The following is a 25,224-nucleotide window of genomic DNA, read 5'->3' as shown; positions in this document are numbered from 1 at the left end:
ATCCTCCCTTCATATTTAGTGTTCATCATTGAAATCATCAAGTTCTAATTCACTGTCAAAATCATCAAACTCTAAGTTGTCGTAATCTACGTCTTCAATTTCTTCAATTTCTTCTGATTCCTCGGCAACATAATTATCATCTATATCTGGGTTTGTTGGTACAATAGAATCTTCTGTTCCTTCTATATTAACCTCTAACTCAGCTGCTTCATCTTCTGTAATATCTCTTAATTTAACTTCTTCATTATTTTCATTTAATACCTTAACATCTAAACATAGTGCTTGAAGCTCTTTTATAAGAACCTTAAATGATTCTGGAACTCCTGGTTCTGGTATATTTTCACCCTTAACTATTGACTCATAAGTCTTAACTCTACCTACAACATCATCTGATTTAACTGTAAGTATTTCTTGTAACATGTGAGCAGCACCATATGCTTCTAAAGCCCAAACTTCCATTTCACCGAATCTTTGACCACCAAATTGAGCTTTACCTCCTAATGGTTGTTGTGTTACTAGTGAATATGGACCAGTAGATCTTGCATGTATCTTATCATCAACCAAATGGGCAAGTTTTAAGATATACATTACACCTACAGTAACTTCATTATCAAATGCTTCTCCTGTTCTTCCGTCATATAGTTTTGTCTTTCCATTAGAATTATATCCTGCTTTTTCAAGACATTCTTCTATATCATTTTCTGTCGCTCCATCAAATACTGGTGTTGCTATGTGCCAGCCTAATTTTAGACCTGCCCATCCTAGATGTACTTCTAGTACCTGACCTATATTCATACGAGAAGGAACTCCCAGTGGGTTTAAGCAGATTTGAAGTGGTCTTCCATCTGGTAAGAATGGCATATCTTCTTCTGGTAATACTCTTGAGATAACACCCTTGTTACCATGACGACCAGCCATCTTATCTCCTACTGATATTTTTCTCTTTTGAGCGATATAACATCTTACTAATTCATTTACTCCTGGAGGAAGTTCATCTCCATTTTCTCTAGTAAATACTTTAACATCGACTATTATACCAGCTTCTCCATGTGGTACTCTAAGTGAAGTATCTCTTACTTCTCTAGCTTTTTCTCCAAAGATTGCTCTTAACAATCTTTCTTCAGCTGTTAATTCAGTTTCTCCCTTAGGTGTAACTTTTCCAACTAAGATATCTCCTGATCTAACTTCAGCACCAACTCTAATTATTCCTCTATCATCTAAATCCTTTAGTGAATCCTCACCAACATTAGGTATATCTCTAGTTATTTCTTCTGGTCCTAATTTAGTATCCCTAGCTTCACATTCATATTCTTCTATGTGGATTGATGTAAATACATCTTCTCTTACTAATTCTTCAGAGATTAACATGGCATCTTCATAGTTATATCCTTCCCATGTGATGAATCCCATAGTAATATTCTTTCCTAAAGCTATTTCTCCTAAATCTGTAGAAGGTCCATCAGCAAGAACTTGATCTTTATATATAATTTCATTCTTTGAAACTATCGGTCTTTGATTTATACAAGTTCCTTGGTTTGATCTCTTGAATTTAAGTAGCTTATAAACATCTGTGCCACCATCAGAATCTCTTTTGATTCTAACTTCATTTGCGCCAACATATGTTACTACACCGGCATTTTTCGCCTTAGGTAGAACCCCTGAATCAACAGCTGCTCTATACTCAATTCCAGTACCAACTATTGGAGCTTGTGGCTTTAATAGTGGAACTGCTTGACGTTGCATGTTTGAACCCATAAGTGCTCTAGATGCATCATCATTTTCAAGGAATGGTATCATAGCTGTTGCAACAGATACTATTTGTCTTGGAGATACGTCCATCAAGTCAACATCTTCTTTTGGAACAAACAATATGTCTTCTTGAGATCTAACAGTAATTCTAGTATCTACAAAGTATCCATTTTCATCTAATGGTTCTTTTGCCTGTGCAACTAAACAATGATCTTCTTCATCAGCAGTAAAATATCTAATTTCATCAGTAACTCTTCCAGTTTCTTTATCAACAACTCTATATGGTGTTTCAATAAAACCATATTCATTAACTCTTGCATAAGTTGCTAAAGAGTTAATAAGTCCTATATTTGGACCTTCTGGAGTTTCTATTGGACACATTCTTCCATAATGTGAATGGTGAACGTCTCTTACTTCGAAACCAGCTCTTTCTCTTGAAAGACCTCCTGGTCCAAGTGCTGATAATCTTCTCTTATGAGTTAACTCAGAAAGAGGATTATTTTGATCCATGAATTGTGATAATTGTGAACTACCAAAGAATTCTTTTATAGCAGCTACAACTGGTCTAGTATTGATTAAGGCTTGTGGAGTTATTGCTTCTTGGTCTTGAATGGTCATTCTTTCTTTAACTACTCTTTCCATTCTTGATAAACCAATTCTAAATTGATTTTGTAGCAATTCGCCTACAGACTTTAATCTTCTGTTTCCTAAGTGATCTATATCATCAACTGTACCTACACCATAAGCCAATCCTAATTCGTGACTAATAGTTGCAAATATATCGTCTTTGATTATGTGCTTTGGTATAAGTCTATTTATATTTTTCTTTATTTCTTCTTTAATTATTTTTTCATCTGAATAATTATCTAGTATTTCTCTAAGTGTTGGATAATGTACTAATTCCTTAATATTTAAATCATCAATATTAAAGTCTACATGCTTATGGATATCCACAAAGTGATTTCCTATTACCCTAACTATTTTATCTTCTACAGTTATGTCGACAGAATTAATTCCTAAACTTTGGATTTGATCTGCCTTAGTTCTACTAATCTTTTCTCCACTAGAAACAATGATTTCTCCTGTTTCAGGGTTTACTATATCATTAGTAGCTATTTGATTAGCTATTCTTAAGTTAATTGCTAACTTCTTGTTAAACTTATATCTACCTACTTTAGATAAATCATATCTTTTTGCATCAAAGAATAATGAATCAATAAGTGAAACTGCACTGTCTACAGTAGGTGGTTCACCTGGTCTTAACCTTTTATAAATTTCTAATAAAGCTTCTTCCCTTGTTTTTGTATTATCTTTTTCTATACTTGCTTTTAATCTTTCTTCTTCTCCGAAATAATCAAGTAATTCTTGATCACTTCCAAGACCCATAGCTCTTGCAAGTATACTTATAGGAAGTTTTCTTGTTTTGTCTATCCTAACATAGATAATATCATTGGAGTCAGTTTCATATTCTAACCAAGCTCCTCTATTAGGATTTATTGTTGCTGCAAACAACTTTTTACCACTCTTATCAACGGTGTAGCTGTAATATACTCCTGGTGATCTTACCAATTGTGAAACTATTACTCTTTCTGCACCATTAATAATGAATGTTCCTTGATCTGTCATCAATGGGAAATCTCCCATATAGACTTCTTGCTCTTTTATTTCGCCTGTTTCTTTGTTTTGAAGTCTTACTGCAACTTTTAGAGGAGCTGCAAAATTTGCATCTCTTTCTTTACATTCTTCAACAGGATATTTAATGCTATCCATATCAAGCTTATAACCTATAAATTCAAGTACTAGATTACCAGCAAAATTTGATATAGGATTTACATCATCAAAAACCTCTTGAAGCCCTTCATCTAAAAACCATCTGTACGAATCTAATTGTACTTCAATAAGATTCGGCATTTGTACGACTTCTTTTACCTTTCCAAAACTCATTCTAGTTCGTTTACCGACTTGGACAGGATGTATCATAAGTTTTCACCCCTTGTATATAGTAAAATAACCAATAACTCAATTTTTGTTTTTGTTACTGGATTGTATACACTGCATTTAAACATTAACCATTACCCAAACTAATACTTTTCAGTAAAATATTTTGCTCTTCTGGATACATTTCAATGCAATTAAATATGTTACCACAATAGTTGTCAAGTGTCAATATTTATTCATAAAAATATATTATAAGTTATATATTACTCTTTTGCAACATATTACTTTAATAATCTTAATTTATTATTTTTTAATCAGATGTTCTAGTAATCTCTTGAACATAAACACTCAAGCATACCACTTCATCTATCAATTCATCATAATCTATGCCATATTCTTCAAAAGAAATATTAAAACTATTTTTAATTATATCTAAAACATCATTTACTATACTTCTTATAGTATAATTTTATATGTTTTTTTATTATTTGCTTATCTATTAGTAAAAATCATATACTTTAATAGATATTATGTATATATTTTTATTTAATGTTATATCTAATCATTTCCAATTCTTTTTTGCTATATCATCCTAATATAATAAGGAAATCAGGTTATATATAACTTTTTAACTTTGCATATTGGTCGACTATAAATCTAGAATCTATATCATTGGTATCAACTTGTTCCAACTCTTTTACAAACTTATTTAAATAGTATCATTACCAATTTGCTTAGTCAATATCTTTATTTACCAACAAATTATACATATAATCATGATAAAACAGTAATATATTTCTAGTTAAAAATAAAACTCCATTGGATTATAATTTATCAGATAAATTATTATATCCAACGGAGTCATTGTATCTAGAAATTAAAACTTCTATGAATCAAATTACTTTAATTCAACAGTTGCTCCAACTTCTGCAAGCTTAGCTTTTATAGCTTCTGCTTCTTCTTTAGCTACAGCTTCTTTTAATGTCTTAGGAGCTCCATCAACTATTTCCTTAGCTTCTTTTAATCCTAATCCAGTTACTTCTCTAACTACTTTTATAACCTTTATCTTTTCTGAACCAGCAGCAGCTAAAACTACGTCAAATTCAGTCTTTTCTTCAGCAGCAGCTGCACCAGCAACTCCACCAGCTACAGCTACAGGAGCAGCAGCACTTACACCAAATTCAGCTTCACAAGCCTCAACTAATTCATTTAATTCTAAAACTGTCATATTCTTTATAGCTTCTATTATTTGTTCTTTATTCATTATTCGCACCTCCGAAATTTTTCACTATTTTTTAATTATTCAGCACTTTCTGCTTCTTTTTTGTCTTTTATTGCATTAATTAAATATGCAAAGTTTGATACTGGAGCCTTGAAGCTTCCAAGAAGTTTTGCTATTAGTACATCCTTTGGTGGGATTGTAGCTAATTGCTTAATCTTAGCTTCATCATAGATATCTCCACCAACTATACCTGCTTTTAATTCAAGTTTCTTATGATCTTTTGCAAAATCATTAAGAATTCTTGCAGGTGCAGTAGCATCTTCATATCCAAATGCTATTGAAACTGGTCCTTCTAAGAATTCAACTATTCCATCATGTCCTAATTCCTTAGCAGCTAATGAAACTAACTTGTTCTTGTATACTTTATACTCAACGCCAGCTTCTCTTAAATTCTTTCTTAGTAATGTATCTTCTTCAACAGTTAGTCCTTGATAATCTGCAAGTACAACTGCCTCAGCCTTTTCTAACTTTTCTTTAATTTCAGCAACTTTAGCTTCTTTTAATTGTCTATTCTTATTTGCCACTGTTTAGTCCACCTCCTCACAGTTATTAACTGCTTTATAAATCAATAAAGGTCTCCCCATAGACATAGGAAGACCATTCAATTTCTTGTATGGAATCCTCGGCAGGTTGATTTACGTTATGACTAGCACCTGCTATCTACGGAGATCTTTATTCTGTTTTTTGCAACGGTTAAATTATATCAAAACTTTTATCACTAGTCAATACTATTCTAAAACTTTTGTTGGGTTAACCTTTGCTCCTGGTCCCATAGTTGCTGCTACAGATACAGATTTAATGTATTGTCCTTTAGCAGCTGCTGGCTTAGCCTTAACTATAGCTTCTATTAATGTATGGAAGTTTTCCTTTAACTTTTCAGCTCCAAATGAAGCCTTTCCTATTGGACAGTGGATTATAGCAGTCTTATCAAGTCTGTATTCAACTTTACCAGCTTTAATTTCTGATATAGCTTTAGCTACGTCAAATGTAACTGTACCAGACTTAGGATTTGGCATTAATCCCTTTGGTCCTAATACTCTACCTAATCTACCTACAACACCCATCATATCTGGAGTTGCAACTACAACATCATAATCAAACCAGTTTTCACCTTGGATCTTTCCAACTAGTTCATCTGCTCCAACAAAGTCAGCTCCTGCTGCTTCAGCTTCTTTAGCTTTATCTCCTCTAGCGAATACAAGTACTCTTGCACTCTTTCCTGTTCCATGAGGTAAAACTACAGCACCTCTTACTTGTTGATCTGCATGTCTTGAATCTACTCCAAGTCTAACGTGACATTCTATAGTCTCATCAAACTTAGCTTTAGCAGTTTTTACTGAAAGTTCTAGTGCTTCAGCTGGTGTATATAATGCATTTCTATCCACTAACTTAGCGCTTTCTACATATTTCTTACCCATTATTAATCCTCCTTTGTGGTATTAACGGTTTTTACCTCCCACCAATTTAGTTACGTGAAAGATTATTCTTGTACAGTTATTCCCATACTTCTTGCAGTTCCAGCTATCATGCTCATAGCTGTTTCAATTGTAGCTGCATTTAAGTCTGGCATTTTTGTTTCTGCTATCTTTCTAACTTGATCTTTTGTTAAAGATCCAACCTTAGTTCTATTTGGCACTCCTGATCCGCTTTCAAGTCCTAATTCTTTCTTTATTAGAACTGCTGCTGGAGGAGTCTTTAGTATAAAACTGAATGATCTGTCTTGATATACAGTTATAACTACTGGAATTATTAATCCAGCTTGATTTGCAGTTTTTGCATTGAATTCTTTACAGAATCCCATTATATTTACACCGTGTTGTCCTAGTGCTGGTCCAACTGGTGGTGCTGGTGTCGCCTTACCTGCTACAAGTTGAAGCTTAATCATTCCTGTTACTTTCTTAGCCATTAGTTATTCCTCCTATACTGTGGTAATTTCGGACTTACGCCCTCCCACTTAATAAAGACGTTAGTCTGATTATTAATCTAATTTTTCTATTTGATTAAAGTCTAGTTCAGCAAGAGTTTCTCTACCAAACATATCTACTAAGCCCTTAATCTTGTGTTTTTCAGAATTTATTTCTTGTATAGTAGCTACAAAATCCTTAATAGGACCTGAAATAATTCTCACAGACTCTCCTACCTCCAAGTCGATTTCTACAGGCATTTCTAAAACTCCCATAGACTCCACCTCTTCATCGGTAAGTGGTACAGGTTTAGAAGCTGGACCAACAAATCCAGTAACTCCTCTTGTATTTCTTACGACATACCATGATTCGTCTGTCATAAACATTTTTATCAATACATATCCTGGGAACTTTTTCTTTGTTAAAACTTTTTGCTTTCCATCCTTCTCTTCAACAACATCTTCTACAGGAACCTGTATATCAACTATTAAAGATCCAAGATTTCTATTTTCTATAGTCTTTTCTATATTCGCTTTAACCTTGTTTTCATAGCCTGAATATGTATGAACTACGTACCATCTAGCTCTTTCACTCATATTACATTCGGATGATTAATCATCCAAACCTCCTCTTTTATTTCTTTAGCTTATAAATTAAATCAAAGAGGTTGCTAAAACCATAATCCATTACACCTACTAATATCATAGATATTATGGTGAAAACTAATACTGCTAAAAAAGCCTTTTTAGTATCTTCTTTTGAAGGCCAAGTTATTCTTTTAACTTCTGCCTTAACCTCTCTAAAAAAATTTGTTTTCTTAACTCCCTTACTAGGAGCTGCTTTTTTAACGTTTCCCTCTACAGCCATAACCTTCACATCCTTAAGCTTTTAATCAAACACTCAAGTCATTCCTAATTGAAACTATTTTGTTTCTTTATGAAGAGTATGAGTTTTACAGAACTTGCAATACTTCTTCATTTCTAATCTATCTGGGTCATTCTTCTTATTCTTCATTGAATTGTAGTTTCTTTGCTTGCATTCTGTGCATGCTAAAGTTATTTTTACTCTCACTTTCTGCACCTCCAGTTCATTGGTATATAGGTATAATCTTCCATATTTTCGATTCTTACGCGTTACTTATTTACATTATCACACTTTTTTGATTATGTCAATAATACATCACTATGCAAAGGACTAGTTATTTAACCCAGCCCTTCCATTTAAATCTAAATACTGATGTCTGTTTATATTATTTTATAAATTAAGCGTTAATTGATGTAACAACTCCAGAACCTACTGTTCTTCCGCCTTCTCTGATTGCGAATCTTAATCCTTCATCCATTGCTATTTGTGTTATTAATTCAACATTCATGTCAATGTGATCTCCTGGCATTACCATTTCCATTCCTTCTGGTAATTTGATTGATCCTGTAACGTCTGTTGTTCTGAAGTAGAATTGTGGTCTGTATCCATCGAAGAATGGTGTATGTCTTCCGCCTTCTTCTTTCTTTAATACATATACTTGACCTACGAAGCTCTTATGTGGGTGTACTGAATTTGGCTTTGATAATACTTGACCTCTTTCGATGTCTGTTCTTTGAACTCCTCTTAAAAGTACTCCTACGTTATCTCCAGCTTGTGCTTCGTCTAGTAACTTTCTGAACATTTCTATTCCTGTTACTACAACTTTCTTCTTTTCTTCCATTAATCCAACGATTTCTACTTCGTCTCCTACATGTAGAACTCCACTTTCAACTCTTCCTGTTGCAACTGTTCCTCTTCCTGTTATAGTGAAGACATCTTCTACTGGTAATAAGAATGGCTTATCTGTTGCTCTTTCTGGTGTTGGGATGTAGCTATCTACTGCTGCCATTAATTCCATTATTGGTGCTATCTTAGCTTCATCTGTTGGGTTTTCTAATGCTTGTAATGCTGATCCCTTTATTACTGGAATATCATCGCCTGGGAAGTCATATTCACTTAATAATTCTCTTACTTCCATTTCAACTAATTCTAATAATTCTTCATCATCTACCATATCTGCTTTGTTTAAGAATACTACGATGTAGTTTACTCCAACTCTTGATGCTAGTAGTATATGTTCTCTTGTTTGTGGCATTGGACCATCTGCTGCTGATACAACTAGTATAGCTCCATCCATTTGTGCTGCTCCTGTTATCATGTTCTTTACGTAGTCAGCATGTCCTGGACAGTCAACGTGTGCATAATGTCTGTTTTCTGTTTCATATTCAACGTGTGCTGTATTGATTGTGATTCCTCTTTCTTTTTCTTCTGGAGCCTTATCTATATCAGCATAGTTAAATGCTTCTGCAAATCCCTTGTTTGCTAATACTGTTGTGATTGCAGCTGTTAATGTTGTCTTACCGTGGTCTACGTGTCCGATTGTTCCGATGTTAACGTGTGGTTTATTTCTTTCAAATTTTGACTTAGCCATTGTTAAATTCCTCCCTAAATATAAATAAATATCCTTTAGAATTTTTTCATCTTCTGGAGCTCACGATCGGGATTGAACCGACGACCTCCACCTTACCAAGGTGACGCTCTACCGACTGAGCTACGTGAGCAATTTATGGATAATTATATAATTAACTATACCAATTATATAGTTTACTAGCAAATTCTTTATTTGTCAATATTTTTTCTCCATCTACAAACATACTATATTTTATTTTTTTATTGTATATTTTATTTTTCATTAAGACATTTTTCTAGTTTTCTTTTTACCCTTTGGAGCGCATTATCTATAGATTTGGGTTCTCTATCTAATGTACATGCAATCTCTTGATACGAACGCCCATCAATGTACGAATTTAGAACCTTAAGTTCAAAATCAGACAGGACATTACCAATTTGATTTTGCATTCTCTTCATCTCTTCTTGACCTATTATTAATTCTTCAGGATTTGATATGTTTAAACTTGAAATAACATCAAGTAAAGTTCTATCTGACTCTTCCTCATAAATTGGTTTATTTAGAGAAACATAAGTATTAAGCGGTATATGTTTTTGCCTGGTTGCAGTTTTAATTGCAGTTATTATTTGTCTTGTTACACACAACTCCGCAAAAGCTCTAAAAGAAGATAATTTTTCCTCATTATAATCTCGTATTGCTTTATATAATCCAATCATACCTTCTTGATATATATCTTCCTTATCGGCGCCCACTAGAAAATATGATTTAGATTTTAATTTAACAAAGTTCTCATACCTACTTATAAGACATTCTTGTGCTCTATAATCTCCGGTTTTAGCCATAACAACTATATTCTCATCCGGCTCCCCTTCAAAATCTGTATTTCCTTTTTTCCCCATAAATCCCTGCATAAATTACACCCCTTTTGCGCCTTCATACTATTAAATTATAGAACACCTTATTTAATCAAGTCAAGCATTTAACTAGCTTCTCCTCATATTTTCAAGTTTTTTCAATACATCTTCACTTATACTATCTTCCAACAAATTTCTATCTTTTGCATAATTACTTTTGGTTTTTTTTCTAATTTTTTCTTCCGATTTTAACACATCATGATAAAATTCTAAAGAAGACATTCTCATTGCGCCTCTTTGAAAAATTGTTTGTTGTTCTAACCAATCAGAAGTTACAACCATAATTTCTGATTTTCTACCTAAATTATTCACCATCTTTTCAATAAATTGATCTGCAGTCTCACCATCTTTAGTAAAAACCACATTAATATACTTATCTGAATGAATCTTCTCTACATTTCCTGCTACCATATGAGCATCATAGACTAAATATACTTTGCAATTATTAAAACTAGCATAGTTAATCAATATATCTTCAAGCTTTTCTCTTGCACCGGAAAAGCTATACTCTTTAATTTTATTCAAATTAGGCCAACAATTAATAACATTATATCCATCAACAAATAAAATTTTCATTGCTATCACCATATAGACAATTAACTTATAGATTAATTTATCTAAATCTTCCTCTTAACACCTCATACATCATTATTCCACCTGCAACTGAAGCATTAAGTGAGTTTATCTTTCCTACCATTGGTATTTTGATAAGCTTATCACATCTATCCTTTGTAAGTTTAGCCATTCCTGTTCCTTCATTCCCTACTATCAAGCAACATGGTCCACTAAAATCAGTTTCATATGAATACTCTGTACCTTCTATATCTGCACCATAAACCCAAACGCCTTCCTTTTTAAGAGTATCTATAGTTTGGTTTATATTTGTGACCTTAGCTATCTTCATATGCTCTATAGCTCCAGCAGCAGTTTTGTATACAGTAGGAGTTATCCCCACATTTCTTCTTTTAGGTATTACTATTCCGTGAACGCCACATAATTCTGCTGTTCTAACTATTGATCCTAAATTATGAGGGTCCTCTATTTCATCTAAAATAACAATGAAAGGACTCTCCCCTCTGCTCTTGGCAAAATCTAAAATTTCTTCTACTGTCGAATATTTAAATGGCGTAACAATAGCAATTACTCCTTGATGTGCTCCTGTTTCACTTATTCCATCTAGTTTCCTTCTATCTACTTCTTTTATTACAATCCCTTTATCTTTAGCCATTTGTATAAGTTTTATTATAGAACCTTCTTTATCACCTTTAGCAATCATAATTTGCTCTATTGTTCTATCAGATTTTAAAGCTTCTATTACTGCATTTCTTCCTTCAATTATGTCTTCTCTTACTGCTTCATTAAAATTATCAGCTTTCTTAACAGTACTATTTTCGTCCCTTCTTCTATTATCCTTGAATACTTTTTTGTTGTTAAATTCTTCTTTGGACTTACAAACCTTACTTTCCTTCTGAAATCTTCCTTTTTTATTATCAACTTTCACAACACTTACCTCCAAATCTTAAGATTTTTCTTCTATTATTTGAACACACTTCTTAAAAATACTTTCAAGTCTTTCATTTTTGCCAGTTAGATATAAATATCCAATTAAAGCTTCAAACCCTGTTGCATTTCTATAATCTCTAACATCAGCATTTTTAGGAACTGTAGGTGATTTTGCATTTCTTCCTCTTTTATAAAAATACTCTTCCGCCTCTAATAATTCATTCTCCAAAACCAACATTATATCACTTTGAGCCTTTGCTTTAACAAATTTTATTGCTTTAACATGTATCTTATGTGCATTCAATTCTCTATTATTTAAAAGTATATAATTTCTAATATAAACTTCATAAGCAGCATCTCCAATCAATGCTAATTGAAGTGGATTTAATCGTCTTACTTCTTCATCACTTAATTGCTGTATCAAAAGATTTTCCAAATATAAGCACTCCTCTACTTTTAATAAGACATCTAAAAATAAATACAAGTTTCAAATATGCGACAGATATTTCTAGTTATACAAAGAAACAAGTTCCCAGATAGTAATTTATCTAAAGATTCTGTTGACATAGTATAACATAAAATGAACTAGCATATGGATTTATTTACTTCGTGAAAATGCCTAATATAACAATACCATAAAATTCGATATAAACTACACTACACACATAAATTTATTTCAACGAATATATAAAAATTTTATAAAACTTTGATAGATACTATTTTTTATATCTTATATCTTAATTAATAATAAAATCCTTGAGACAAGTCCTAATATGACATGTAAGTTAAATACAATTTCATATAACCAGACTATCTCAAGGACTTTATTCACATTATCATTACTTCATAAGCGTATATATTAAGCTCTTTTCCATCTTATGCCTTCTGGCGTATCTTCTAAAACAATATTTCTTGCTTTTAATTCATCTCTAATCTTGTCTGCTAAAGCCCAATTCTTCTCTTTTCTTGCTTTTTGTCTTTCTTCTATCAACTTTTCAATTTCCTGATCTAAATCTCCTTGAGTTGATTTTTGTAAAATTCCTAATGGTCCCCCTAACTCTCTTAATAAGGATAAAGCTCCATTAATAACAGCTTTTGAAGACTCACCAGTAATATTGCTATTTATATCTTTTACTAAATCAAATAATACTGTTATAGCATCAGCAGTATTAAAATCATCATCCATCTTTTCAATATACTTTTCTCTATACTTATTTAAATCTTCTAAGTACTTAACTTCCTCTTCATTTACATCTTCTCTAGTTGAATGACTCAAATTTGTTTCCAAACTGCACACTGCATTATATAATCTCTGCATAGATGCTTTAGCTGATTCTAATAATTCCTTTGAGAAATTCATTTGCACTCTATAATGTCCTGATAATAATAAGAATCTTATTACATCTGCATCATATTGCTCCAATAGATCTCTTACTGTAAAGAAGTTATTCAAAGACTTTGACATCTTCTTGTTATCTACATTCACAAAAGCTGCATGCATCCAATAGTTTGAAAATGTCTTTCCTGTAACTGCTTCACTTTGAGCAATTTCATTTTCATGGTGTGGAAATGCTAAATCTGTTCCACCTGCATGGATATCAATTGTATCTCCTAAAAGATTCTTTGCCATACATGAGCATTCTATATGCCAACCTGGTCTTCCCATTCCCCATGGACTTTCCCATGCTGGTTCACCTGGTTTTTGAGATTTCCATACAGCAAAATCCATTGGATCTTGCTTTCTTTCATCTACATTTATTCTTGCACCCATTTGAAGGTCATCTAGGTTTTGTCCTGATAATTTTCCATAACTCTCAAATTTCTTTGTAGAGAAATAAACATCTCCATCAACCTCGTAGGCATATCCTTTTTCTATAAGCTCTTTTACAAATTCAATAATCTTATCAATGTATTCAGTTGCTCTTGGATTTACAGTTGCTCTTTCTATATGCAATCCATCTGCATCTTTATAATATTCATCTATATACTTATCACCAAGATCTTTTACTGTAGTATTTTCTTCATTTGCTCTATTTATCATTTTATCATCTATATCAGTAAAATTTTGAACAAACTTAACATCATATCCTCTATACTCTAGATATCTTCTAATAGTATCAAAAGCAATAAAAGTTCTTGCATTACCTAAGTGGAAGTAATTATACACTGTTGGTCCACAGACGTACATTCTTACCTTTCCAGCTTCTATAGGCACGAATTCTTCTTTCTTTTTCGTAAGATCATTATAAATCTTCATACTCCTACACCTCCTCTATATTTTATTTCAATTTCATGCTATTTTCTTGAAATATACTTTTAACTCTATTGTATACATCAGCTATATTTATAGTTTCTGTATCTTCAGCATTTCTTAGCTTAAATTCTACTTGGCCTTCAGCTATCTTCTTTCCAACTGTAATTCTCATTGGAATACCCATTAAATCAGAATCTTTGAACTTAACTCCAGCTCTTTCTTTTCTGTCATCCATAATTACATCAACACCAAGTACCTTTAGTTGTGCATATATTTCCTCAGCAACCTTCATTTGCTCTTCATCTTTAGAATTAACTGGTATAACTGAAACTTCATATGGAGCAACAGCTAATGGCCATACTATACCATTTTCATCATGGTTTTGTTCTATTATTGAGGCAACAGTTCTAGTTACACCTATTCCATAGCAACCCATTATGAATGGCTTACTTTGACCATTTTCATCTATAAAATTAGCATTCATTGCTTCAGAATATTTTGTTCCTAACTTGAATATATGTCCAACCTCTGTGCCTCTAGCAATAGTTACCTCGCCTCCACATTTAGGACATTTTTCACCTTCTGTTATATTTCTAAAATCTCCTAATGTTCCTTTAAAATCTCTGCCATAGTTTACATTTTCATAGTGATATCCTGTCTTGTTAGCTCCTACTATAAAGTTATACATATTTGCTACTTCGTTATCAACAAGTAAGGTATCAACATTTATGCCTATTGGCCCAGCAAAACCTATAGCTGCTGATGTTGCTTTTTTAACTTCTGCTTCTGTTGCCATTTGTAGATTGTTAACTCCACCTAAAGCATTTGCAACCTTAGTTTCATTAACTTCTCTATCTCCTCTAACCATTACTGCTACTATCTTTCCATCTGCATTGAAAATTAATGTCTTAGCAAATTTCTTTTCAGTAGTATTAAAGAATTTCACAAGTTCTTCAATTGTTCTAGCATTTGGAGTTTCTACTTCACCTAAGTCTTTTTTAGTTTCTTCTTGAGATATTTCTGGAGTTGATACTGCCTTTTCTATATTAGCTGCATAATCACAACATGTGCAGAACACAACGTCATCTTCACCAACTTCTGATTTCACCATAAATTCAGCTGAGTTTGATCCTCCAATAGCTCCTGAATCAGCTTCTACTGGTTTTGCATCTAAGCCACATCTGTTAAATATTCTTACATACGCATCATGCATTTTGTTATAAGATATATCCAATCCTTCTTGGTCCTTATCAAAGCTGTAAGCATCCTTCATCACGAATTCTCTAGATCTCATAACTCCAAATCTAGGTCTTCTTTCATCTCTATACTTAGTTTGAATTTGATATAGGTTTATTGGAAGTTGCTTATATGATTTAATTTCATTTCTTGCTATATCTGTAAAAACTTCTTCATGAGTTGGTCCAAGACAAAAATCTCTATCATTTCTATCTTTAACTCTAAACATTTCTGCACCATAAGCATCCCATCTTCCAGATTCTTGCCATAACTCTCCTGGTATCATAGCAGAAGCCAAGAATTCTTGTGCTCCAGTATTATTCATTTCTTCTCTAACTATATCTTCTACTTTTTTTAGAACTTTTAATCCCAATGGCATATAATTATATATTCCTGATGCCATCTTTCTCATCATACCTGCTCTTAACATTAGTTGATGGCTTGATATTTCTGCTTCTGCTGGAACTTCTTTCATTGTCAAAACCAACATATTAGACATTTTCATTATTATTATCCTCCTAAAATCAAATATTTTATAACAAAAAAACTCACCCTAATTTTTATATTAGGGCGAGTTATATCCGCGGTACCACCTAAATTTGTACTCTAATTATAATAACGGTATAATACCGATAGGTTTTTCCTATAACTCCGAAGTAGGTTCGAAACGGGGTAAAAATCTTTCAGCCTAGGATCTTTTCTCTGTAATTGTTTGTTTCTACTAATCTTCATCATTGTTTGCTATTAAATTTTGTGTAAATTATATCATATGGTAATTTTACTGTCAATTATACTTGTGCTGCTAAATGTTCTGCAATTATAAGATCCTCAGGTGTTGTAACCTTAATGTTAGTATATTCACCTTCATAAATATAAACCTTATGTGCATATCTTTCAACAGCCATTGTATCGTCTGTAACTTGAACTTGATTTTCTTTAATATTATCATGACACTTTTTTATAATATCATACCTAAAACATTGAGGAGTTTGTATCGCTACAAGTGAACTTCTCTCTGGTGTTGATATTGAAAAGTTATCTTTATCTTTTACTTTTATTGTATCTTTAGGAGTTACCCCTGGGGCTGCAGCACCATATAATTTCGCAAATTCTATACCTTTATCAATAATTTCTGTGGTTACAAACGGTCTAGCTCCATCATGTATAAGTACAACATCACAGTCTTGAAGTCTGTTTAATGCATTATAAACTGAATCTTGACGTTCTTTGCCGCCTTCTACCAAATCATCAATTTTTAAATTATATTTTTGAATAACTTCCTTTACACAATAATCAATTTCATTCTTTGGCAAAACTAATATAATTGAATCAACATTCGGATTTTGTTCAAATGCCTTAATTGTATAGTATATGAGAGGTTTTCCATTAAGCGAAAGAAACTGCTTGCTCTTATCCATATTCATTCTAGTTCCTCTTCCACCTGCTAAAATAATAGCTGCTACCTTTTTCATATTAAATCCCCCATGCTAATATTAATTCTTCTGTTTTGCAAATATCATTCTACCTGCCGCAGTTTGAAGCACTGATGTTACAATAGCATTTATCTGTTCACCCATGAACTTTCTGCCACCCTCTACTACAATCATAGTTCCATCATCTAAATATGCAACCCCTTGTCCAGCTTCCTTTCCATCCTTTACCACTGTTAATTTCAATTCTTCCCCTGGTAAAACAACAGACTTTATAGCATTAGCCAATTCATTTATATTAAGAACAGGAACTCCCTGGAATTCAGCTACTTTATTCAAATTATAATCGTTTGTAACTACTTTCCCACCTAGTTTCTGAGCTAACTTTAAAAGCTTTATATCAACTTCTGCTATTTCAGGAAAATCACCTTCCCAATTTTCTACTTCTATAGTCAATTCTTTTTGTATTTTGTTTAAGATATCCAAACCTCTTCTTCCCCTGTTTCTTTTTAATGCATCAGAAGAATCAGATACATGTCTTAATTCATCCAATACAAAATTAGGAATCACTAATGGTCCTTCTATAAATCCAGTTTGGCATAAATCAAAAATTCTACCATCAATAATTACAGATGTATCTAGCACTTTGGCAGTAGTTTTTGTTTTTGATTTCTTTTCCTTACCTCCATCCTTTTTAAAATTCTTAAAGAATAGAAGCATATCATCCTTTTTCTTTATACTTAAATTTACTCCAACTATTACAGCTACTAAATTTATTACAATAAATACTACAGAGCTTAAAACTTGATTAATCTCTCCAAAAAGTCTGCTTATAGGTGCTAAAAATAACGTTGTTAATATAAGCGCAACAGTAGCTCCTAATATACCAAATAAAATTTCACTTACAGTTATTTTTTGAGTATTTTTTTCTACAATGTTGATTAGTTTTTCAATGCCCTTATACAATGTAGAAGATATCAAAAAAGATATAATGCCGAATAAAATTAATAAAAATACATATACAACTATTGTCTTCACCAGATCAGAAGCTATAGTTATATGTTTAAAATATTCACTTCCAACTACAGCAGCTGATAAAAATCCACCTATAACTAAGCCTAAAATCACTATTGTAGTCCTAAAAATATTTTTCACCAACTTTTTTCACCTCCATTTAAATTAATCTCCAATTTCTTGCTATTTTAATCTAATAATCTACACCTAATAAAATAATTATATCACAACTTAATTATACCCCCTATCAATTTTTTTATAATTCTTTTAATATATAACTACGATATGAATCCAAAAGTCCATTAAATGATTGACAAAATTGTAAGAAAATACTTATAATTAAATAGACAGTCATAGTTATTATGTAAGGGAGTGATACTGATGAAGGATATTATATTTGACGACTTTCAAAATTCAGTTGATGATTCATTATTTAGACACAGAAGTATACTTGATATAATGTCAAAGTACTCAGAGTCAACAGCTAGAGTAAATCGCGCAATTACAAAAGCTGTGACTAATTGTGGTTGTATAGGGATAAATGCTGAAAAACAACCAACTTATGATATTGACTTATCCATTGAAAATTTAACTGATACCTTAAATGATCATTTAGATGGACAATTGTGTGATAATTGTCGAGAAGTTGTTGAAAAGGAAATTGGAAATAGCTTATTCTATCTTACTTCTCTGTGTAATCTATTAGATGTAAATCTTTATGATGTTTTAATTAAGGAATATGATAAGATCAATACATTAGGTAAGTATACTTTTAGGTAAACGTATCCTTACTCTATTATTCCAGTAATTAATTAATCTATTCAGATTTTCTATAAACTTATTAAGGATATTTGCTTTATAATTAAACATAGTTTTATTTACATTACTTAAAACTATGTTTCCAATTATCTACGCAAATATCCTTATTTTTTATCAAAACTGTTTATTTAAATTAACCTGTTCCTTTATTCTTCTTACTCCATTTCTTATAGCCTTAGCTCTAGCTTCACCTATACCTTCTACGCTATCTAGTTCTTCTAGGTTTGCCTCCAATATACTCTTCAAATCTTTAAACTGTTTTACCAAATTATCTATAACACTTGCTGGAATTCTTGGAATCTTGTTAAGGATTCTATACCCCTTAGAGGAAATGAACGTATCTATCAATGACACAGAAGAATAACCTAGCTCTTTTGCTATGGATTCTAAAGATAGTAACTCTTCCGAGTTCAATTTTTGGATTCCTTCATATATTTCAACATAATCTAAATTAGGTTTACAATAATCTCTAATCATCAATATACCATCTTGTTCTATATTCTTCACTAGCTCATTTAGTTGCATTGAAATCAATCTACCCTCATTGCCTAATTCAACAATGTAAGTTTCAATTTCTTCCACTATTCTCATCACCATTTCAGTTCTTTGTATAGCTGTTACCGCATCAAATAAAGTTGACAAATCTTTAAACTCTAATAGATTAAGGTTGTTTATAACTCTATCTAGCACAGCAACATACTTTTCTAAAGTTTGTACTGCTTGATTTGCTCTAGATATAATTTCACTTGTATCTCTTAAAACATATTTTATGTCACCTTTATACACTGTAATTATATTTCTTCTTTGTGATATAGCTATAGTTACATTGCCTGTTTGCTTAGCAACTCTTTGAGCCGTCCTATGTCTAGTTCCTGTTTCAACTGTAGTAGTTGTTGGATTAGTTAATAATTGAGTATTAGCTAACAGTATCTTTTTCAAATCTGAACTCAGAACAATCGCACCATCCATTTTAGCCAATTCATATATGTACGCTGGCGAATATTCCGCATTTATTTTAAATCCACCATCTGCAAGTTTCATTACCTTTTCATTATCTCCAAGTACAATCAATCCACCAGTTTTTGCTCTTAATATATTCTCAAGTCCTTCTCTTAATTGAGTTCCTGGACTCATAATCTTTAAGATGTCTTTTATCTCTTTATCCTTATCTCTTCTCATATTTTCACCCGATTCATCTTATTATTTATATACATTATATATTACTTCATTCAATGTCTTTAGGGCAACAACTTCTATTCCTGAGAATTTTGTTCCTTTAGCAAAGGAATCTTTAGGCACATATACTTTCTTAAAGCCCATTCTCGCTAATTCTTTTACCCTGCTTTCTAAGGAAGGCACCTTTTTTAATTCTCCTGTTAATCCAACATCTGCAATAAAAGCTATATTAGAATCTATGCCTTTTTGTTTTACAGAAGAAACAATACTCATGATTACTGCTAAATTTATTGCCTGCTCTCTTATTCTCATTCCACCTGTAGTCTTAATTATTACATTTTTATCATAGAGATTTATACTGCCTCTTTGCTCAAGAATAGATATTAAGGTATTTAATTTGTCCTTACCTAAAGTTTCTCCTATTCTTGTTGGATAAGGAGTAAAGGTCTTTGAAACTAAACTTTCAATTTCTGTAATTATAGCTCTGGAACCTTCTTTTATTACAGTCAATGTACTTCCAGATACTATTTCTCCCCCTTCTCTTTTTGTCATAAAAAATTCTGAAGGGTTATCTATAGACACCATTCCTTTTTCACTCATCTGAAAGAATCCCATTTCCCCTGTACTTCCAAATCTATTCTTAGAACTTAATAAACCTCTTAGCTGCTCATCACTATCAGCTTCTATAATCAAAACAGTATCAACCAAATGCTCCAACGCTCTAAGACCTGCTAATTCATCAGACTTAGTCATCTGTCCTACAATTATTACAGCTCTTGGTCTTTTGCTGTCTTTAGCTATTCTTAAAAGTTCATTTGCACACTCCATAGTCTGAGTTGGAGATCCTGCTCTTGCTGGCAGTGAAGCTTCCATAGTAAAAGTCTGAATACTATCTATTATTAATAAATCAGGATCTATATCTTTTACTACATCAATAACATTGTCCATACTTGTTTCTTGTACTACCCATATATTATCGTGAATTTCATCGAGAATTCTATCCGCTCTATTTTTAATTTGACTGTCACTTTCCTCCCCAGATGCATACACTACTTTTTTCCCTTTTTGTGCTATGCTATCTGCTACTTGAAGTAACAAGGTTGATTTTCCCGCTCCTGGCCTTGCTGTAATTATGGTAATAGAATCTTTTACAATTCCACCTCCCATAACTCTGTCAAATTCATTAATTCCTGTAATAATTCTATCACTTTTACTTGATGTAACTTCTGATAATTTTTGAACAGGTTTCCTAGGAGTTGAACTTACTTTAAGGCTGCTACTTGAACTTCTATTGTCAACTATAGTTTCTTCAAAGGTATTCCAAGCTGCACAATCTGGACATTTTCCCATCCACTTTGGAGTTTCATATCCACATTTACTACAAACATATACGGTTTTAACTTTAGCCACCAAACTTCCTCCTATTAATCTATTTATATTCTTATTATTAAAAATTTATTATATTTCTCTTTTTTCCTCATACATAATATCTTATTATTATGAACACTATATGCGGGAAATAACCTTGTATTAAGCATATAGACTTACTTATCTTTTAATATATCTTATCTTAACTTTCCAATTCTTGTTGACATATTAACCTCTAATACATACTTATCTGACCTATAAACTGATTCTTCTACAAATAGAAACTTTCCATCTTCAGTAAAAAAGTTAGAATGTATCTTTAATAAAGGAATTTCTTTATCAATTTCAAATAATTGCTTATACTCTTCATTCATTATTACAGCACGTATATCTGAATCTGCATTGCCTACCTCATATCCAAAATCTTTTAACATACTAAAAAATGAACCCTGTAGTTTTTCCTCATCTATGTATCCGCAATAATCACAAGGAATATACACAATCTCATTAGCAACTATGTCTCCATCCACAATTCTGAGTCTATCTATCTTATATAACTGCTCAAACTTAAAAATCTCTTCAAATTCTTCTGGTGTATCTATTATCATAAACTCTCTTACACGTGTTTCTAAAATTCTTCCTGACTTACTTACTATTTCAGAGAAACTCATTATATTCTTTTGTTTTACTTTAGGCTCACAAACAAAGGTTCCTTTGCCTTTCTCTCTAACTAAAATTCCTTCTTGAACTAATTCTCCTAGTGCCTGCCTTATTGTCATCCTACTTACAGAGTATTGATCAGAAAGTTCTCGCTCACTATCTATGCACTCTCCAACCTTCCATACTCCTCTATTTATTTTATTTTTTATATCTTCTTTCAGCTGATAATAAACTGGTATAGGACTACTCTTATCTATCATAGGTGTACCCCCTAAATTAGTGTAATTATATTATATCATTTCCTTTGATTCTGTGTTGATTTAGTTTGATTATTTATTGAATTAATTTATAGTTTGTACTATATTTTAAAACTGTAACACTCTCTTATCTATATCTATGAACTTATTTATTTTTTAATATTCCTTATTATATTACGATGGTACTTGTATAGCTGAAACTTGAAAAAGAATTTTTTCAGAGTTTCTTCCAAGTTCAGAGTATGCTATGCTTGATGATACTGATTTCGAATTATACTCAGATGACTTTACTGCTGAATGCTTCTGTGAAATATAGATTCCTGTTGAAAAGAAAACTAATTTATAGATTGCAAAAAATAAACTACACACAAAATTTACTGTGTGTAGTTTTATATACTTATAATCAAAATCCCTCTCAGCCTTGATTTTTGCTATAAATATTTATATATTTTTATATAAATATATGTTTACATTTTTATAGATAACTATTTAAATAGTTACTAATTTATTTCTTCAGTACTTCACTTTCACTTAATCCTGTTATTTCTATAAGAATAAATTTATTTTTTCAATTTTAATACAGGTGTTACCTTCAAAAATAAACTTTACAACCCATGGCATTAAATTCTTTATAGAAGCAAAATCTTCATACCCAAAAGATTTATCATAATAATTTATTATAGTACTAAGTGCTGTACCATGACTGCCAACTATAATCTTTTTACCACTATGTGTTTTTAGTACCTTTTGTAAAGCAGCTATATTTCTGCTTTGAACTTCCTCTAGACATTCCCCATCACTAAGCTTATATTTAAAATCATTCCACTGGGACTTTGAAAATTCTTTAAAGTCTTCCACCCAACAACTATCAATTTTACGTTCTCTAAAATCCTCTATTTTTTCTATATCCATGTTATGCTTATCTGCAAAATGCTTAACAGTATCTATAGCTCTTTTATATGGACTGGACAAAACTATTTCTATGTTTTTATCAGAAAGATAATTTGTAACAAGTTCTCGATCAGTTAAGCCTTTTGAGGTTAATTCACGTTCCAAATCATCATGATTATTATAGTTTGATTCAGCATGTCTGATAAAATATATTTCTGTTTGCATAATAATGTCCTCCCATTATTACATAATAAAATAGTTTAGTTCTTTCTAAAAACATCTAAACTATGATGAGTTATTCCAACCAAATCTTCCCGTTCACATACAGAAAAATGATATTGTAAGTATGCTTCAAACATTTTTTCATCCATTCCACAAATTGTATCTCTCATATGATTTGTGAATAAATCAGTTGCAACAAAATGAAGACGCTCCACATCATATTCTGCCATTAATTTATCTATATCCTCTTTCCTATACATTTCAAATAGCAATGACGGATTTGATAAACACTTAAATGTCTTATTGTCAACAATACCATTTTGAATACCTTCAAGAATATTACCTTTCTGAAAGCCCCAATTTAAAATTGTTGCATCATTCATACAATATGAAACAAATACAATCCCACCTTTTTTTGTAACTCTAGTTGCTTCACTGATTGCCTGCTTTTTATCTTTTTCATTAAACAAATGGTATAAAGGGCCCAGCACTAATGTTATATCAAAGGTTTCATCCTCATAACATGATAAATCTATGGCGTTACCTTGCCTGATATCTATATTGAAACTTTCAGTAATTTTGCTCTTGAGAATATCAATATTATGTTGTATAAGTTCAACTGCATCAACTTGAAATCCTTTTTCTGCAATATCAAGTGAATATCTGCCCGTTCCTGCACCTACCTCTAGTACTCGTGCTCCTTTTTTTAAGAACTTTTCTATATACTTCATTGTCGTAAGATATTCTACCTGTCCATATTTTGATGTAAGTCGTCCCTCTTCATCATAATTACTATAATAATCAGTTAAGTATTTAAGTTCCTCCATATATTATCCACCTCCTTTTTCACTTTGCTAAAAATAATGTGACATGCTTCTTATTCTAATTGCTTGTTTACCTCTACTTGTTCATCAATCCATTTGTATACTTCATTCATTTCTGATACATAATCATCATTAATTTCAAAAAATTTAGTATTATTCTTCTTACAGAGTTCTTTTACTTGCGAATGAAGTTTAATAAAATTGTTTTTATTCATATAATCATCATAGCCCTTTTGCTCTATCTCACTTCTATGCTCAATAATACCAAAATCAAAATTCTTCTCAATATACTCCTTTGAAAATCCTATATATAGGGCAATTATATGTTTTAAATAGTTAGGTTCAAAATCACTAATAAATTCAGGAGGTAGATAACACCCTTCAATAATTATATGTTGTCCATTCTCAATATTAGTCATTATTATACCTTTTACTATTGGCCATAACTTGTACGTAAGCTCATCATCACCGTCAGTTGCTGAAAAATCACAATATTTACTTCCACGAATCAATCCCATTTTTATATGGTCTATAGACAAATATGGAATCTTGTATTTTTCTAGTAGTTTCTGAGCCATAACTGTTTTCCCTGTACAACTAACTCCACCAATTAAAATAACCATCCTATATCCCTCCATCTATAAAATACCTTTGTATTACAATCACTTATATTTGTGTAATGAGTATTTATATACTGATTTTTATTTCAATGAAGAAATAATCTTAGCTAATGCATATCCTAAAGGAAATAACATGAACATAATTCCTAAAATTATTGAACTTATATTAAATAAAGAACTTGACGAACTATCTTTTTCTTTCATCTGTTTTAAATATATTTTATTCATTGCTATGCCTGTGCAACCGATAACCACTAGACATGTCCCTATAAAGCAAATAACAGCAATAATAACACCAATCAAAGCAGTAAAAAGTGGTAAAAAAATCAAAAAGCCCATAAAATCACCCTCCTTATAATTTATTCAAAACCAATACTCCTGCAATCAAATAGCAGACAGTTATTAAAATTCCTGCCCACATCTGTATACCTGAAAGCAGCCAATAAGCAATTTTTATCTTTTTATCAGATGTAGCAAAATTTTTGCTCATCTTCATCCCCTTATAGCCTCGTATTATAGCAATGATACCTAAAAGTAGTGCCATTATAAGTGCTAAAATAATAAGCATGTTTCCTAATTTTATCATCTTATTTCCCCCATTCTATCAATAATTACTTCAATTGGATTTACACTATATTTAAAGGTAGATAAAATGCAATCACAGAATGTTACATTTTTCTAGTCATTTGAACCTCTTTTGCAAAATATTCTTTTCTCATTCCTAATATA

At 31.6% G+C, this 25,224-nt stretch carries 26 protein-coding genes, 1 tRNA gene and 2 other annotated features; of the genes, 1 reads left to right on the top strand and 26 read right to left on the bottom strand.

The window, feature by feature from the left end; translation table 11 throughout:
- Window positions 1-15: 15 nt before the first annotated feature.
- The 18 genes from rpoB to OCU47_RS20615 form a co-directional block, all read right to left on the bottom strand.
- Window positions 16-3,729 carry a DNA-directed RNA polymerase subunit beta gene (gene rpoB, locus OCU47_RS20700; protein WP_261830451.1) on the bottom strand — a complete coding sequence of 1,238 codons (3,714 nt, stop codon included), beginning with the start codon at window positions 3,727-3,729 and terminating at the stop codon, window positions 16-18.
- Between the two features lie 856 nt (window positions 3,730-4,585).
- Entirely contained in the window at window positions 4,586-4,951 is a 366-nt protein-coding gene (gene rplL / locus OCU47_RS20695) for a 50S ribosomal protein L7/L12 (RefSeq protein ID WP_261830450.1), read from the bottom strand.
- Window positions 4,952-4,986: 35 nt separating this feature from the next.
- Window positions 4,987-5,493, bottom strand: coding sequence for a 50S ribosomal protein L10 (rplJ, locus tag OCU47_RS20690; RefSeq protein WP_261830449.1), 507 nt, complete (start codon window positions 5,491-5,493; stop codon window positions 4,987-4,989).
- 34 nt (window positions 5,494-5,527) lie between these two features.
- Window positions 5,528-5,653 (bottom strand) — a sequence feature (ribosomal protein L10 leader region).
- 44 nt (window positions 5,654-5,697) lie between these two features.
- A complete protein-coding gene (rplA, locus tag OCU47_RS20685) occupies window positions 5,698-6,387 on the bottom strand; it encodes a 50S ribosomal protein L1 (protein WP_261830448.1) in 690 nt (229 codons plus the stop codon).
- A gap of 62 nt (window positions 6,388-6,449) precedes the next feature.
- Complete coding sequence (gene rplK / locus OCU47_RS20680) at window positions 6,450-6,875, bottom strand: 50S ribosomal protein L11 (RefSeq protein WP_261830447.1); 426 nt, start codon at window positions 6,873-6,875, stop codon at window positions 6,450-6,452.
- Window positions 6,876-6,947: 72 nt separating this feature from the next.
- Window positions 6,948-7,469: a transcription termination/antitermination protein NusG gene (gene nusG, locus OCU47_RS20675; protein WP_261830446.1), complete on the bottom strand. Its 522-nt coding sequence runs from the start codon at window positions 7,467-7,469 to the stop codon at window positions 6,948-6,950.
- Between the two features lie 37 nt (window positions 7,470-7,506).
- Entirely contained in the window at window positions 7,507-7,740 is a 234-nt protein-coding gene (secE, locus tag OCU47_RS20670; RefSeq protein ID WP_261830445.1) for a preprotein translocase subunit SecE, read from the bottom strand.
- A 54-nt stretch (window positions 7,741-7,794) separates the two neighbouring features.
- Window positions 7,795-7,944, bottom strand: coding sequence for a 50S ribosomal protein L33 (gene rpmG / locus OCU47_RS20665; protein ID WP_261830444.1), 150 nt, complete (start codon window positions 7,942-7,944; stop codon window positions 7,795-7,797).
- A gap of 190 nt (window positions 7,945-8,134) precedes the next feature.
- Complete coding sequence (gene tuf, locus OCU47_RS20660) at window positions 8,135-9,328, bottom strand: elongation factor Tu (RefSeq protein WP_261830443.1); 1,194 nt, start codon at window positions 9,326-9,328, stop codon at window positions 8,135-8,137.
- A gap of 54 nt (window positions 9,329-9,382) precedes the next feature.
- Window positions 9,383-9,458 (bottom strand) — tRNA-Thr (locus tag OCU47_RS20655).
- Between the two features lie 121 nt (window positions 9,459-9,579).
- Complete coding sequence (gene sigH / locus OCU47_RS20650) at window positions 9,580-10,218, bottom strand: RNA polymerase sporulation sigma factor SigH (RefSeq protein ID WP_261830442.1); 639 nt, start codon at window positions 10,216-10,218, stop codon at window positions 9,580-9,582.
- 72 nt (window positions 10,219-10,290) lie between these two features.
- Window positions 10,291-10,797, bottom strand: a complete 507-nt coding sequence (locus OCU47_RS20645) for an NYN domain-containing protein (RefSeq protein WP_261830441.1) — start codon at window positions 10,795-10,797, stop codon at window positions 10,291-10,293.
- 37 nt (window positions 10,798-10,834) lie between these two features.
- Entirely contained in the window at window positions 10,835-11,722 is an 888-nt protein-coding gene (gene rlmB / locus OCU47_RS20640; protein ID WP_261830440.1) for a 23S rRNA (guanosine(2251)-2'-O)-methyltransferase RlmB, read from the bottom strand.
- A gap of 18 nt (window positions 11,723-11,740) precedes the next feature.
- Window positions 11,741-12,160 carry a Mini-ribonuclease 3 gene (locus OCU47_RS20635; RefSeq protein ID WP_261830439.1) on the bottom strand — a complete coding sequence of 140 codons (420 nt, stop codon included), beginning with the start codon at window positions 12,158-12,160 and terminating at the stop codon, window positions 11,741-11,743.
- A 423-nt stretch (window positions 12,161-12,583) separates the two neighbouring features.
- On the bottom strand, window positions 12,584-13,981 hold the full coding sequence (gene cysS / locus OCU47_RS20630) for a cysteine--tRNA ligase (RefSeq protein WP_261830438.1): 1,398 nt from the start codon (window positions 13,979-13,981) through the stop codon (window positions 12,584-12,586).
- 22 nt (window positions 13,982-14,003) lie between these two features.
- Entirely contained in the window at window positions 14,004-15,719 is a 1,716-nt protein-coding gene (locus tag OCU47_RS20625; protein ID WP_261830437.1) for a proline--tRNA ligase, read from the bottom strand.
- Window positions 15,720-15,777: 58 nt separating this feature from the next.
- Window positions 15,778-15,958 (bottom strand) — a binding site (T-box leader).
- A 44-nt stretch (window positions 15,959-16,002) separates the two neighbouring features.
- Window positions 16,003-16,686: a 2-C-methyl-D-erythritol 4-phosphate cytidylyltransferase gene (ispD, locus tag OCU47_RS20620; protein ID WP_261830436.1), complete on the bottom strand. Its 684-nt coding sequence runs from the start codon at window positions 16,684-16,686 to the stop codon at window positions 16,003-16,005.
- Between the two features lie 21 nt (window positions 16,687-16,707).
- Window positions 16,708-17,802 (bottom strand): PIN/TRAM domain-containing protein, encoded by a 1,095-nt coding sequence (locus tag OCU47_RS20615; RefSeq protein ID WP_261830435.1) that lies wholly within the window; start codon window positions 17,800-17,802, stop codon window positions 16,708-16,710.
- A gap of 237 nt (window positions 17,803-18,039) precedes the next feature.
- Here OCU47_RS20615 and OCU47_RS20610 point away from each other — a divergent pair, with 237 nt between their 5' ends.
- Window positions 18,040-18,438: a nucleoside triphosphate pyrophosphohydrolase family protein gene (locus tag OCU47_RS20610; RefSeq protein WP_261830434.1), complete on the top strand. Its 399-nt coding sequence runs from the start codon at window positions 18,040-18,042 to the stop codon at window positions 18,436-18,438.
- A 153-nt stretch (window positions 18,439-18,591) separates the two neighbouring features.
- Here OCU47_RS20610 and disA read toward each other — a convergent pair whose 3' ends face one another.
- The 8 genes from disA to OCU47_RS20570 form a co-directional block, all read right to left on the bottom strand.
- Complete coding sequence (gene disA, locus OCU47_RS20605; RefSeq protein WP_261830433.1) at window positions 18,592-19,656, bottom strand: DNA integrity scanning diadenylate cyclase DisA; 1,065 nt, start codon at window positions 19,654-19,656, stop codon at window positions 18,592-18,594.
- Between the two features lie 21 nt (window positions 19,657-19,677).
- Window positions 19,678-21,003, bottom strand: coding sequence for a DNA repair protein RadA (gene radA, locus OCU47_RS20600; protein WP_376778066.1), 1,326 nt, complete (start codon window positions 21,001-21,003; stop codon window positions 19,678-19,680).
- 215 nt (window positions 21,004-21,218) lie between these two features.
- Complete coding sequence (locus tag OCU47_RS20595; protein ID WP_261830431.1) at window positions 21,219-21,941, bottom strand: GntR family transcriptional regulator; 723 nt, start codon at window positions 21,939-21,941, stop codon at window positions 21,219-21,221.
- Window positions 21,942-22,484: 543 nt separating this feature from the next.
- Window positions 22,485-23,054, bottom strand: a complete 570-nt coding sequence (locus tag OCU47_RS20590; RefSeq protein ID WP_261830430.1) for a histidine phosphatase family protein — start codon at window positions 23,052-23,054, stop codon at window positions 22,485-22,487.
- A 35-nt stretch (window positions 23,055-23,089) separates the two neighbouring features.
- Entirely contained in the window at window positions 23,090-23,878 is a 789-nt protein-coding gene (locus OCU47_RS20585) for a class I SAM-dependent methyltransferase (RefSeq protein ID WP_261830429.1), read from the bottom strand.
- A gap of 50 nt (window positions 23,879-23,928) precedes the next feature.
- Entirely contained in the window at window positions 23,929-24,498 is a 570-nt protein-coding gene (locus tag OCU47_RS20580; RefSeq protein WP_261830428.1) for a 2-phosphoglycerate kinase, read from the bottom strand.
- Between the two features lie 78 nt (window positions 24,499-24,576).
- A complete protein-coding gene (locus OCU47_RS20575) occupies window positions 24,577-24,834 on the bottom strand; it encodes a hypothetical protein (protein ID WP_261830427.1) in 258 nt (85 codons plus the stop codon).
- 13 nt (window positions 24,835-24,847) lie between these two features.
- Window positions 24,848-25,081 (bottom strand): hypothetical protein, encoded by a 234-nt coding sequence (locus OCU47_RS20570; RefSeq protein WP_261830426.1) that lies wholly within the window; start codon window positions 25,079-25,081, stop codon window positions 24,848-24,850.
- Window positions 25,082-25,224 lie beyond the last annotated feature (143 nt).

The organism is Clostridium sp. TW13 (assembly GCF_024345225.1).
In the GTDB taxonomy this organism is placed as follows: domain Bacteria; phylum Bacillota; class Clostridia; order Clostridiales; family Clostridiaceae; genus Inconstantimicrobium; species Inconstantimicrobium mannanitabidum.
Note: the sequence above shows the minus strand (reverse complement) of the source record. Positions and strands in the feature narration are given on the sequence as shown.